The 13,131-nt window shown below is 67.8% G+C and carries 8 protein-coding genes; 2 read left to right on the forward strand and 6 right to left on the reverse strand.

Annotated features, from left to right (window positions below):
• Positions 1-3: 3 nt before the first annotated feature.
• Positions 4-1,047, reverse strand: a complete 1,044-nt coding sequence (locus AC1RTO_RS07855) for a rod shape-determining protein (RefSeq protein WP_293878417.1) — start codon at positions 1,045-1,047, stop codon at positions 4-6.
• 291 nt (positions 1,048-1,338) lie between these two features.
• Positions 1,339-2,322, reverse strand: a complete 984-nt coding sequence (locus tag AC1RTO_RS07860) for an aldo/keto reductase (protein ID WP_493160261.1) — start codon at positions 2,320-2,322, stop codon at positions 1,339-1,341.
• Between the two features lie 137 nt (positions 2,323-2,459).
• Here AC1RTO_RS07860 and AC1RTO_RS07865 point away from each other — a divergent pair, with 137 nt between their 5' ends.
• Positions 2,460-3,365, forward strand: a complete 906-nt coding sequence (locus tag AC1RTO_RS07865) for a LysR family transcriptional regulator (protein WP_493160262.1) — start codon at positions 2,460-2,462, stop codon at positions 3,363-3,365.
• Between the two features lie 12 nt (positions 3,366-3,377).
• Here the strand turns inward: AC1RTO_RS07865 and AC1RTO_RS07870 are convergent, their stop codons facing one another.
• From AC1RTO_RS07870 to AC1RTO_RS07885, 4 genes are all read right to left on the reverse strand, one after another.
• Entirely contained in the window at positions 3,378-4,091 is a 714-nt protein-coding gene (locus AC1RTO_RS07870; RefSeq protein WP_493160263.1) for a FadR/GntR family transcriptional regulator, read from the reverse strand.
• Between the two features lie 29 nt (positions 4,092-4,120).
• A complete protein-coding gene (gene pelA / locus AC1RTO_RS07875) occupies positions 4,121-5,428 on the reverse strand; it encodes a pectate lyase (RefSeq protein ID WP_493160264.1) in 1,308 nt (435 codons plus the stop codon).
• Positions 5,429-5,442: 14 nt separating this feature from the next.
• Positions 5,443-7,683 carry a glycoside hydrolase family 88 protein gene (locus AC1RTO_RS07880; protein ID WP_493160265.1) on the reverse strand — a complete coding sequence of 747 codons (2,241 nt, stop codon included), beginning with the start codon at positions 7,681-7,683 and terminating at the stop codon, positions 5,443-5,445.
• A 174-nt stretch (positions 7,684-7,857) separates the two neighbouring features.
• Positions 7,858-10,545, reverse strand: a complete 2,688-nt coding sequence (locus tag AC1RTO_RS07885) for a TonB-dependent receptor (RefSeq protein ID WP_493160266.1) — start codon at positions 10,543-10,545, stop codon at positions 7,858-7,860.
• Between the two features lie 269 nt (positions 10,546-10,814).
• On the opposite strand from AC1RTO_RS07885, the gene AC1RTO_RS07890 reads away from it, so the two are divergent.
• On the forward strand, positions 10,815-13,124 hold the full coding sequence (locus AC1RTO_RS07890) for a hypothetical protein (RefSeq protein ID WP_493160267.1): 2,310 nt from the start codon (positions 10,815-10,817) through the stop codon (positions 13,122-13,124).
• Positions 13,125-13,131 lie beyond the last annotated feature (7 nt).

Here is a 13,131-nt window from a genome sequence, read left to right on the forward strand (position 1 = left end):
CGCTCAGTTGGCGCTCAGCACGCCGCTGAACCCTGGCTCCTCCAATGCCCGCCCGGCGCCGAGCGCGACGCACATCAGCGGTGCCTCGGCGACGATCACCGGTAGCCCCGTCGCGCGGCTCAGCACGTCGTCGATCCGTTGCAGCAGCGCGCCGCCGCCGGTCATCACGATGCCCTGTTCGACGATGTCGGCGGCGAGTTCGGGCGCGATCTGTTCGAGCGTCTTCATCACCACCTCGACGATCTGCGCGACCAGATCGGCCATCGCGTCCGCGACCTCCGCCTGACCGATGCTCAGCTCCTTGGGAATGCCGTCGACCAGATCGCGACCGCGCACGCGTAATTCACGGTCCTCGCCCTCGGCTGGACGGCAGGCCATGCCGATCTCGTGCTTGATCCGCTCCGCGGTCGCCTCGCCGATCATCAGATTGTGTTTGCGGCGAATGTGCGAGGCGATCGCCTCGTCCAGCTTGTCGCCGCCGACGCGCACCGAATTGCTGTAGGCGAGCCCGCCGAGCGACAGCACCGCGACCTCGGTCGTGCCGCCGCCGATGTCGACCACCATGAAGCCGGTCGGCGCGGTGATCGGCAGCCCCGCCCCGATCGCCGCGGCCAGCGATTCCTCGATCAGCAGCACCTGCGACGCGCCGGCGTTCATCGCCGCCTGCCGGATCGCGCGGCGTTCGACCTGCGTCGATCCGGCCGGCACGCAGATCACCATCTTGGGCCGGCGCTGGAACTTGCCCGGGCCGCCATGCACCTTGGTGATGAAATGCTTGATCATCTGCTCGGCGACGTCGATGTCGGCGATCACCCCGTCGCGCAGCGGCCGGATGGTTTCGACATGCTCCGGCGTCTTGCCCATCATCAGCTTGGCATCGGCGCCGACCGCCAGCACCTTGGGAATGCCGTCGCGCGTCTCGATCGCGACGACGGAGGGTTCGTTGAGGACGATGCCCCGGCCCGCGACGAACACCAGCGTGTTCACGGTGCCGAGGTCGATGGCCATGTCCTGGGACGCGAGGCCGAATGGCAGGGAAAGCCGCAAGGGGATGAGCTACTTCGTTGGTGGTGGCACGGCCGATGGCATGCCAGCACGGGGTCGCGCACGCCTTCGCGTTCTGCGCCCCCGCGTCAACCGCCATGCGACGACCGGCACGCCGCGAACGGCGATGCGCGACCTGCCCCGCCCTGCCCAGGGCCGATCGACATTCAGAAGATGACGTGGCGAACACGGTGGTTTCGCGTGACCCGGAGCGCAGCGTGCTTTCGGTAGGTGAGCACCGGAAGCGTGCGAAACCGCCGTTTGCAGGGCGTCAGGGCTGAATGGCGATTGGCCCTAGCGGTTGACGAAGCGCTGGTTCGAAGCGGCGTAGCGTTCGCCATGGATGGTGATGCCCGCCAGCGCCTGTGCGATCCGGTCGAGATCCCCGGGTGTCAGCACCACGTCGGCGGCACTCAGATTCTCCTCCAGCCGGTGCAATTTGGTCATGCCGGGGATCGGCACGATCCAGGGCCGCTGCGCCAGCAGCCAGGCGAGCGCGACCTGCGCCGGGGTCGCGCGCTTGTCCGCCGCGATCGCGGTGACGAGGTCGACCAGCGCCTGGTTCGCCTGCAACGCCTCCGGCGCGAAGCGGGGACCGGTGCTGCGGAAATCCGATGCGCCGAACGTCGTGGTCGCATCCATCTTGCCGGTCAGGAACCCCCGGCCGAGCGGGGCGAAGGGGACGAAGCCGATGCCGAGGTCTTCCAGCACCGGAAAGATGTCCTGCTCGGGCTCGCGCCACCACATCGAATATTCGCTTTGCAACGCCGCCACGGGCTGGACGGCATGCGCGCGACGGATCGTCTCCGCCCCCGCCTCGGACAGGCCGAAATGCTGCACCTTGCCCGCCTGAATCAGGTCCCTGACGGTGCCCGCGACCTCCTCGATCGGCACGTCCGGATCGACGCGATGTTGATAGAACAGGTCGATGCGATCGGTCCGCAGCCGCGTCAGCGCGGCGTCGGCGACCGCGCGTATCCGCTCCGGCCGGCTGTCGAGGCCGTCGGCCGGCACGCCATTGGCGAAGCCGAACTTGGTCGCGATGACGACGGCGTCGCGCACGGGTGCCAGCGCCTCGCCGATTACCTCCTCGTTGAGGCCCGGGCCATATGCCTCGGCGGTATCGAAGAACGTCACGCCACGATCGTGCGCGGCGCGGAGCAGGCCGATCGCCTCGCCGCGGTCGGTCGCCGGCCCATAGCCATAGCTCAGCCCCATACAGCCGAGGCCGATCGCCGATACGGTCAGGCCGCTCTTGCCGAGGTCGCGTGTCTGCATGGCTGTTCTCCGATCGTTGCGGCGGCGACGTCCGCTGTGTCGCCCTTTGTATAGCGACGTCTCCGGCTATCGATTAGACACGCCACTTCACTTGGGCCTATGACCGGTCGTCATGAAACCGATCGGAAAGCCGGACGATGCGACGTGAGGATCTGGGCAGCCTCACCATGTTCCTCGCCGTCGCCGAGGAGCGCAGCTTCACCCGCGCCGCGCGCCGGCTCGACGTGTCGCAATCCGCGCTCAGCCATGCGATGCGTCGGCTCGAGGCACGGCTGGGACTGCGACTGCTGACCCGCACCACGCGCAGCGTCGCGCCGACGGTCGCCGGCGAACGGCTGATCGAGACGCTGCGGCCGGCGTTCGACGAGATCGAGAACAAGCTCGCCTCGCTCACCGAATTGCGCGAGCGGCCCGCCGGCACGATCCGCATCACTACGTCGAAACATGCCGCCTATACGATCCTGTGGCCGGTGATCGCGCGGCTGACCGCCGAGAATCCCGACATCGAGGTCGAATTGAGCATCGATGCCGGGCTGACCGATATCGTCGCGGAACGGTTCGACGCAGGCGTCAGGCTGGGGGAACGGCTGGAGAAGGACATGATCGCGGTCCGGATCGGGCCGAAGCTGCGCATGGCGGCCGCGGCATCGCCCGACTATCTCGCGCAGCACGGCGTGCCGCTCACCCCCGGCGATCTTGCGCATCACGTCTGCATCAACCTGCGCTTCCACACCGCCGGTAGCCTGTATGTCTGGGAATTCGAGAACCATGGCCGCGAACTGAAGGTGAAGGTGGAGGGGCAGCTGGTGCTCAACGACGTCGATCTCGCGGTCGAGGCGGCGGTCGCCGGCCGCGGCATCGCGTTCATGCTGGAGGATCACGTCGCGCCGCGCATCGCCGACGGTTCGCTCGTCCGGGTGCTGGACGACTGGTGCGAACCCTTCGACGGCCATTACATCTACTACCCTAGCCGCCGGCAGCCCTCCCCCGCCTTCAGCCTGCTGCTCGAGGCGTTGCGTCGCCAGCGCGACGCGGACGCCTGACCGCCCCCGCCGTCATTCGCCGACGACGCGCGCGATCGCGCTGTAGCGTTCGAAGCTCTTTTCCATATGGCGACGCGCCGCCTGGCTCGCCTTCGCCGGGCTCTGCGCGGCGATGGCGTCGTAGATCGCCTTGTGATCCTTGTTGATCGTCTTCGCGTAGGCCGCGTGCGAGCGCGGGCTGTCGGTGCGCAGATACAGGCGACGCGACGGCACCAGCCGGATGCCGAGGAAGTCGGTGAAGCGCAGGAAATAGGGATTGCGCGTCGCCCGCGCGATCGCGGCGTGAAAGGCGGTGTCGGCCGCGACCGAGGCTTCGGTGTCAGTGCTGCGCGCCATCTGCTCCATACAGTCGAGCATCGCGTCGAGATCGTCCTGCGTCCGGCGCTGTGCGGCGATCGAGGCCATTTCTGCCTCGAACCCCGTGCGCATTTCGAGCAGGCGGAGGACGTCGTCGATCTCGCGCAGCTCGTTCGCCGTCACCTGAAAAGCCTGATAGCGGGCGCCCTCCGCGACATAGGCGCCCGATCCGCGCCGCGATTCGAGCAGGCCGCGCGCCGCCAGCCGCGCGAACGCCTCGCGCACGACGGTACGGCTGACGCCGAATTCGGCGGTGATCGTCATCTCGGTCGGAAAGCGCTCGCCCGGATTGAGCGCGCCGGACAGGATTTCCGCCTCGAACTGGCGGACCAGATCGTCGGCGAGGGACGCGGCCTTGGTGATCTTCATCGTCCGCTCACATCCCCCCACCACGCGGCTCAACCTGCCACGCCGTTCCTGCTTGCCCAGGGACCATAAGCCGCGATCGCCCGCTGGGGAACGGTCACCCACCAATTATAGCCGTTGCGGCGCCCGACGGAGATGAAGTTGACGTCGTCGTGGATCGATTTGTCCTTGTCGCCGAAGATCGGGCGCTGCGTCGCGATGTCGTAATTGCGCGACCACAAGGCACCGCCACCCTGGCGGGGGAAGAATTTGCGGCCCTCTTCGCCGACCCGTTCCCAAGCATGATCGTAGACCGCGCAGGCCTTCAGCCAGGCGATGCCGCCGGTCACCGCCGCCTTGATCGCGGGGCTGGGGGCGGGTTGCTGCATCAGGAACATCAGCACGTCGGTCGTCTCGCCGCTGGCGATCGAGCGCGGTTCGTAATTGCGTGCCGAGATCGGCGCCAGCGTCAGCGGATCGACCTGCTGCGGCCAGCCGGCGAGGCGGCCGTCCACCCGCACCTGCGCGCGCAGGATCAGATCGACGCCGCGCTTCACCGCCGCGGCGGACCGCGAACGCAGGTCGGCGGGAACGAAACGGTAGAGCGCTTCGGTGGCGACCGCCTGCAACAGCATCGCCGCCTCCGCCATCGCATTGTCGTTGAACGTAATCCCGTCGTGGAACCCGCCCTCCAGCGGCCAGATCTGCGGCCAGCCGCCGTTGGGATATTGCGCGGCGAGCAGATAGCGGACGCCCTTTACGAAGCTGGCGCGATAGCGGTCGCCGTCGCGGCCGGGCAGCGTCGCCGCCACCTTGGCGAGGAAGCGCATCTCCATCCAGGTCGCGTCATTGTCGAGCGTGCCGACGAAGGTCCAGTAGCGATCCTCCGGCGCGTCGAAGTTCGACCGGTCCGGGTCCATCGTCTCGGCATCGTTGGCGTAGCGCTGACCGGGCAGGCGCGGCGGTCCGGCGCGGTTCTGGTTCTTGCTCCAGCCGCCCGCCGGGGTCTGGAAGCTGACGATCGTGTCGGCGACGCTGCGTGCGGCTGCGCTCGCATACCATGCCGCATCGCGATCGAGCGGCATGTTATACTGCCCGCCACCCACCGCCTTCGGCGGCGGCGGCGCCGTCTCGCCGGGCTTCAGTTCGGCAGCGAGACTGGCGCGATCGGCGGCGCGCTGCCGTTGCGAACGGCGCAGATAGTCCGCCCATGCTGCCTGCTGCGGCTTCGGCAGCGCCGCGATGCGATCGGCGGTCAGCGATTGCGCGGGGGTGTTCTGGCCGATGACCTTTGCCATAGCGGGCACGGCGAGCAGTGCGACGGGGGCTGCGGCAAGCGCGAGCCACGACAAACGGGACATCCTCTCTCCTGTTCTTATGGGTGTTTGGCGTCGAAATCGAATCGAGTTTTCGCGACCAGCGCATCCCAGTCGGCGGTGCCGCGCACGTCGAGGCCGCGGTCCCAACCATAGCCGGTGTAATAAGCAAAGGCGGTGCCGGGCTCGACCCGGACCAACATCAGGTAATTGTCGGCATCCTCGGCAAAGCCCTGCACCAGCGTCGGGTCGGCGGCGACGGTGATCGACACCGCGCCGTGGCCGGGATCGACGGGCTCGTGGAAGGTCAGCCGCCCGTTCGCCTTGTCGCGCACGACGCGGCCAGCACCGGCGCCGCCCTTGCGCTTGCTGATGCCGATACCGACGACCAGTGGCTCCTTCATGTCCGAGCCGAGCGTCGACACCATGCGGGTGAAATGCGATCCCATCGGCAATGCGAAGCTGCGCGTTTCCCAGACGCGGCGGACGACATCGACCGGCCAGGGCTTGTAGGTCACCTCGAATTTCGCGACCTTGCCGCCGGTATCAAGCACGCGGTGCGTCGCCCAGTTGCGCGAATTCCACAGCTTGCTCGCATACCAGATGCCGAGCGCCCCTGCCCCGCGCCCGCCGCCGACATCGTAGAAGTCGAGGCCCTCGCCGCGATCGACGTGATAATTGGGAAATTTCAGCTGCCGTTGCATGAACGGCCAGCGCACCCGCTTGCCCCAGATGTCGATACCCGACCCCGACGGCGGCTCCTTTGCCTCCAGCGCGGGACCGTAGATGCGCAGCGCGACCTTGTCGTTCTCCCACAGGATGTCGTCGAGCCGTTCGGGGGCATAATGGACGATCGCCCGCGGGCGGGCGGCGTCGCCGGTGGGCGGCGTCAGCGGCTCGATCGTCGCCGGGCGCTTGAGCACGGCGGGATCGTAGGCGAGCGCCGCCGTCGCCTTCATCTCTTCCGCGCGGCGGGCGCGTTCCGCATCGCCGACGACGCTGCGCGGCGCCGGGGGTTGCGGCGTGGTCGCCGCGATCGCTCGCTCGCCGTCGCGCGGCGGCTGCGCGACCGGCAGGGCGGTGGCCGGACGGGCGAGGTCGGCGACTTCCAGTGCGGTCAGCAGATAGGCGCCGGTGCCGTACAGGCCGACGTCCGCCGCCGCGGTCGCGACCGGCTGGTCGCCGGTCTTCTGCACCGCGCCGAGCAGGCCCGACGGCAGCATGTGCCGGTTGAGCCCTGCCCAGCCGCGCGTCACCACCGGTACGTAGCGGTCGCGCGGCAACAGCCCGTGGTTGACGCCCCAGGCGAGGCCATAGAGCAGCAGCCCCGATCCCGATGTCTCCGCCTCCGGAAAGGCCGCACGGTCGAGCAGGCTGGCGCTCCACAGGCCATCCTTGCCCTGCAGTTCCGCGCTGCGGCCGGAGAGCTGGCGGAACAGGTCGATGTAGAAATCGCGACCGGCGAAATCCGCCGGCATCGCCTCGATCGTACGGGCGAGGCCGGCGAGCACCCAGCCGTTGCCGCGCGACCAGAATATCGGCGCTCCGTTCGCCGACGTGCGGTCGAGGAAGCGCGCGTCGCGGAAGAACAGCCGCTGCCGCGGGTCCCAAAGCAGCTTCGCGGTGCGCCGCCATTCCTTGTCCATCGCGATCAAATATTTGGGATCGCCGGTGATCGCCGACATGCGCGCCAGCACCGGCGGCGCCATGAACAGCGCATCGCACCACCACCAGACCAGCGCCGGCGTTTCCTCCGCGCGATTGAGATGCGGGATCATATAATCGAGCCGCTGCTGCAGCGGCATCAGCGCCCCCTCCTGCCGCCGCCGGACATAGAGCTCCTGATACAGGTCGCCGATCGCGATGTCGTCGGCGTTGAGCATTGTCTTGCCCGAGCGCGCCCCCCGAAACCCGTAATTGTAATGTTCGGCGACCGCGGTGAGGTAACGCAGCGTCTCCGGGCGCGGGGAGACGCGGGCGAGGCGAGCGGCGCCGACGTAGAAGGTCGCGGCGACCCAATTGGAGGCGGCCGCATCCGTCGCACCGCCGGTGGACAGCGGCAGCGGATGGCGCGCCATGTCGGCGATCTGCGCCGCGGCGACATAGTCCGCCGCGCGCAACACCGCCGCGGAATTGGGGATGCGATCGGGGGCGAAGGCAAGCGTCGGACGCGGCGGCAGGACCTGCCATTCCGGCTGCATGCCGAACGATTCCGTCCCCTGCGCCGACACCGCGCCCGGCGACGCCACCGCCATCGCCGCCATCGCCGCCTTCATGGCCAGCTGCGTGATCGATCGCATGGCATCCCCCTCCTCATGCTTGTTTTCGGCGGCCCATGTGTAGGCCGCACGTCAAAGTTGTGCAACAACTTGGGACAAAGCCGAGTGCTGCAGTTAACCGGTGTCACCCATTCGGGCAAAAGGGGTGCGGAGCGCCTTGACGCTCCGCACCAGAATGGCGCCGACCAGGGGAGGTCAGTAGCGCCAACGCAGACCGAACAGGATCTCACGGCCGAAGTGACGATAGTTGGACACGCGGTCCGTCACGTCGGCATACCTGTCGGAATAGGTATCGGTCAGGTTCACGCCCTCCAGCGTCAGGCTGAACTTGGGCGTCAGATCGTAGCGGATCGCGGCGTCGATATTGGTCGCGGCCTTGATCCCCTCTTCGGTATTGCCGTTGCCGCCGGGGAAGGCCACGAGATAGCCGTCGCGATAGGCGGCGGACACGCGTGCGCTGAACCCCTTCACCTCGTAATAGAGCGTCGCGTTGAACAGATTCTTCGACTGGCCGGTCAGCCGGTTGAACAGCGGGTTGGCGGCGGTGCGATAATTCACGCGGCTGGCGACGTGCGTGTAATTGCCGATGAAGCCGAGATCGTCGAACGGCGCCGGCAGGAACTTGAACGGCTGCTGATACTGGAATTCGACGCCCTTCAGCGTGCCGCCCGTCCCGTTGATGTTGCGCGTGACCTGGAACAGCTGGTCGGGCGACGAGGGGGTGCCGGTCAGCAGCGAATCCGGTAGGCCGAGTTCGCGATACGGCAGGAACGAAATGTCGCTGGCGATGAACGAATCGATCTTCTTGTAGAAGACCGCGACGGCGAGCAGCGATTCGGGCGCGAAATACCATTCGGCCGCGAGGTCGACGTTCTTGGCGCGGAACGGTTCGAGCAGCGGATTGCCGTAGGAAATCGTCTGGCCCGAGGTGTTGAGCGACCCGCCGGGCGTCAGGCTGTTGAGCGTCGGCCGCGACATCACTTTGGCGACGCCGAAGCGGAAGACGAGCTTGTCGGTCGCATCCAGCGCCAGATTGGCAGACGGCAGCCAATCCTCATATTTGTTGTCGACGGTCACATAGGTCGTGTTGAGGAAGCCCGACGACGCCGTCTCGGTCCGCGCATAGCGCAGGCCGACATTGCCGCGCAGCGTCGTGCCGCCGAATGGCTGTGCGAAGTCAAGCTGCGCATAGGCGCCGGTGTCCGTCTCCGACACCTCGCGGAACCCGTTGAAGGTCGGGAGCAGCGGAAAATTCTGGTACAGGCCGATCGCCTCGGTCGTCTTCCAGATGTCGGGCGTGATATAGCTGAGGTCGGTGCCGTTCGGGATCGCCAGCTTGCCGTCGAGGCTGGCGAGCTTGCCCAGATTGCCGACGCCGACGATCTGTTCGGCCGCGGTCAGCACGCGATTGCGCTGGCGGCCGAAGCTGTTGAAGCCATAGCCGCGCCGTTCGCCGCCCAGCTTCAGTTCGAACACCTCGTCGAACCTGTAGGCGAGCGCACCCGATGCCGAGGCGAGATCGTAGACCGCACCGCTTTCGCTGGCCCGCACCTCGGTGAGCGTGAACTTCGACGGATCGGTGACGTCGAAGCCGTAGCGGATCAGCGGCAGACGATCGTTCTGCCGGAAGTCATAGGTATATCCGTTCACGTTGTTGACGTCGAACTGGTAGGAGATCGACACCGGGGTGAGCGCCTCCGCCTTCGACTTGCCGAGCTTCAGCTGGCCGCGCAGCTTGTCGTTGAACTGGTGGCGGGCGTTGAGCGACACCTGCGTGAACCGGCTTTCGTTGCGGTCGAAGCCGTTTTCCGAACGCACGTCGACGCGATCGAACACGCCGTAGGAGATGACGTTCTTTTCGGGGTCGATCGCATAATCGCGCACGATCGTCTCGCGCACGCCGGTCGCGGTCGATCGGCTGAACGAGATCGCCTCGATGTTCGGGCTTTCGAATTCCTGGTTGAAGCGCGAATGGAGCGCATCGATCGACACTTCGGTGCGGTCGCTCGGCTTCCATTGCAGCGAGGCGGTGATGCCCATCCGGTCTTCGGAAAACTGGCCGAAGGTGTAGCGCGGGATGCGCGGATAATAAGCGTTGAGCAATTCGGTCCGCTGCGCGGGCGTGGCGCAGACTGTGCAGCCGGCAAAATTCTGGTTGGTGCCATAGGCCTGCGCGGCGTTGCCGGCCTGCCAGCGCGTGGTGTTGAAGCTTTCCGAGGTCGGCTTGCGCTCCGAATAGGCGAGCGAGATTAACCCGCCCCAGGTCTGGTCGTCGTTGGTCCAGCTGACCAGCCCGGCGATGCGCGGCAGCACCTTCTTCGACAGGTCGTTGTACGACCCCTGCGTCGACAGCGCGGCATCGAAGCCCGCCTTGAAATCGAGCGGTCGCCCGGTCTGCAGGTCGACGGTTGCGCCGAGCGAGCCCTCCTCGATCTCCGCCGACTGGGTCTTGCGGACGGTGACGCTGTTGAACAGTTCGGAGGCAAAGATCGAGAAATCGAAGCCGCGGCTGCGATTGCCGCCGGCCGCCGCCTGCGCCTCCAGCCCGTTGATGCGGACGCGGGTGAAATCGGCGCTGAGGCCGCGGACGCTGATCGTACGCCCCTGCCCCGCGTCGCGTTCGATCGTGACGCCGGGCAGGCGCTGGATCGATTCGGCGAGGTTGAGGTCGGGGAAGTCTGCCATGTCCTCCGCGAGGATCGCGTCGACCGCGCCGGCTTCGGTCTTCTTGACGTTGAGCGCCTTCTGCAGGCTGGACCGGAAGCCGGTGACGACGATGTCGTCGCCGGTCTCGCCCGCGGCCCCGTCCGTCGCCTGCGCCGGATCGGCAGCGACGGGCTGCTCCTGCGACGGCGAGGTGGACGGCGGCGCGATCTGCGACATTGGCGGTGAAACGGCCTCCGGCGGCGGCGTCGTTTGGGCCGCAGCGGCGGTGCCGATCAACAGCGCAGACGCCGAAACCGTGGCACGGAAAGATGTACGCAAAGCCACTCGAACCGTCATAATCCCCTCAATCCATTCCGTTTTTGCTACCGGTGTCATCGCCGCAACTGCCCCAGAACTGACGCGAGTTGCAATACAAATCATGTCTGACCGGGAATTTTTCCGTCAGGCTCGTTGACCGAAGTTGCATGACAAGTTACCCGTCCAGCATGGAGAGGTCTGCTTGGGGGAACGGCCGTACGCGGCCGATGGAGGGCGTCGTCCGTCGGCGCGCGATACGCGTCGCGGCGCTGCCGCTGGCCTGCGCGCTGATCGCCGCCGGGCCGCCGCCGATTGATCGCGAGGCGCTGGTGCGACGGCATACGATTATCTTCACCAAGGCCGATCCCCACGCACCGGTCATGCTCGGCAACGGTGAGCTGGGCTTCACCGCCGACATCACCGGCCTGCAGACCTTCCCCGCGCTCTATTCCGAGCTGACGCCGCTGCTGACGATGGCGCAATGGGGCTGGCACAGCTTCCCCAACCCCAAACGCTACACGGAGCGCGACGGGCTGACGATGGTCGCGGTGCCGGGCCGCGGGCAACAGCCCTATCCATGGATGCGGGCGTGGAGCGATGCCGACAGGAACCCGGCCTTCAACTGGCTCCGCGCCAATCCGCATCGCATCTCGCTCGGGCGGATCGCGCTGACGGTGGACGGCAGGCCGGCCGATTTCGCGCGCATCTCCGCGACGCGGCAGGTGCTCGACATGTGGACGGGGACGCTGACCAGCCGCTTCCGTTACGATGGCCAGCCGGTCGAGGTGCGAACGCGGGTGCTGCCGGGAATCGATGCGGTCGCGGTCGAGGTGACGTCGCCGCTGGTGACGCGCGGATCGCTCGGCGTGTCGGTCGCATGGCCGGGCGTGGCGCCGGCGATCAATCCCGATCCGTCGCACTGGACGCCGCGCGCCGGCGAGACGACGCGCATCGTCTCGCAGACGCCCGGCGAATGGCGGGTCGAGCGAGCGTTGGACGCCACACATTACTGGTCGACGGTGCGATCCGACGGGACGATCGCGCAGGGCGACGGCGACCGGCTGACGATCCGCGGCAGGACGCCGACGCTGCGCACGGTCGTCGCATTCGCTCCACGAGCGGAGGCGCCACGCCTGCCCGGCTTCGCGGCGATGCCCGATGCGGTGGCCGCGCACTGGCGGCGGTTCTGGACTCGCGGTGCGGCGGTGGATTTTACCGGCAGCAGCGATGCCCGCGCGTCCGAACTCGAACGCCGCGTGGTGCTGTCGCAATATCTCTCGGCGATCAACGGCGCGGGCACCCTGCCGCCGCAGGAAGAGGGCCTGTTCTCGAACAGCTGGTTCGGCAAGTTCCACCTCGAAATGCACCCGTGGCACAGCGCGTGGCAGGCGGCATGGGGCCATGCCGACCTGCTCGAACGCAGCATGGGCTGGTATCTGCGCACCCTGCCCTCGGCGCGGGCGGAGGCGGCGCGGCATCGGGTCAAGGGCGCATGGTGGCCGAAGATGGTCGGGCCAGAGGGGCGCAACAGCCCCAGCCTGATCTCGCCCTTCATCATGTGGCAGCAGCCGCACCCGATCCTGCTGTCCGAACTGATCCGCCGGGCCGGCACCGGCCGGGCAGGGAAGGATCGCGCGGCGCTCGACCGCTACGCACCGCTGGTCGAGGCGACGGCGGAGGTGCTGGCGAGCTGGCCGACCTGCGATGCCACCGCCTGCCATCTCGGCCCGCCGCTGATCCCGGCGCAGGAGAATTACGATCCGCTGACGACGCGCGATCCGGCGTTCGAGCTGGAATATTTCCGCTGGGCGCTCGGGGTCGCGCAGGACTGGCGGGTGCGGCGCGGCTTGCCGCGGCGGGCGGACTGGGACGGCGTGATCGCGCGCCTCGCGCCACCCGCGGTGCGCGACGGGCTGTACCTGCCGGTCGCCTCCGTCCCCGATTTCTGGCGCGTAGCCGCGTCCGACCGCTGTCGCCGCCATGCCGAGGCGGAGGGGTGCCGGAACCGCGACCACCCGTCGTTCCTGATGGCCTATGGCTTCGTACCGGGCGCGCGGATCGATCGGGCGACGATGGCGCGGACGTTGCAGGCGGTCGAGGCGAACTGGGACATGCGCCAGACCTGGGGCTGGGACTATCCGATGATCGCGATGACCGCGGCGCGGCTCGGCCAGCCCGACAAGGCGGTCGACTGGCTGTTCGCCGCGGGAAAGAACAACCAATGGGGCGCGACCGGCATGACGCCGCGCGTCCATCTGGATGCGCATGCCGCGGGGCTGGTGCCGAAATCGGGCGGAGCGGGCGGCGTCGCGATGGCGGTCAATCCCGACGGGCCGGGCTATGCGCGCGCGGCAGAGACCTATTTTCCCTCGAACGGCGCCCTGCTGATGGCGGTGGGGCTGATGGCGGGCGGCTGGGACGGTGCGGATCGCCCTGCCCCCGGCTTCCCCACGCGCGGCTGGCGGGTGCGCGCCGAGGGCTTCACCCCCCAATCCTGAGACTGGA

The organism is Sphingomonas sp. GW821-FHT10F09, assembly GCF_058809195.1.

Coding starts and splice junctions, on each gene's coding strand:
- AC1RTO_RS07860 (WP_493160261.1), bottom strand. CDS start 2,322: ATGCAGACACGCGACCTCGGCAAGAGCGGCCTGACCGTATCGGCGATC.
- AC1RTO_RS07865 (WP_493160262.1), top strand. CDS start 2,460: ATGCGACGTGAGGATCTGGGCAGCCTCACCATGTTCCTCGCCGTCGCC.
- AC1RTO_RS07870 (WP_493160263.1), bottom strand. CDS start 4,091: ATGAAGATCACCAAGGCCGCGTCCCTCGCCGACGATCTGGTCCGCCAG.
- pelA (WP_493160264.1), bottom strand. CDS start 5,428: ATGTCCCGTTTGTCGTGGCTCGCGCTTGCCGCAGCCCCCGTCGCACTG.
- AC1RTO_RS07880 (WP_493160265.1), bottom strand. CDS start 7,683: ATGCGATCGATCACGCAGCTGGCCATGAAGGCGGCGATGGCGGCGATG.
- AC1RTO_RS07885 (WP_493160266.1), bottom strand. CDS start 10,545: ATGTCGCAGATCGCGCCGCCGTCCACCTCGCCGTCGCAGGAGCAGCCC.
- AC1RTO_RS07890 (WP_493160267.1), top strand. CDS start 10,815: ATGGAGAGGTCTGCTTGGGGGAACGGCCGTACGCGGCCGATGGAGGGC.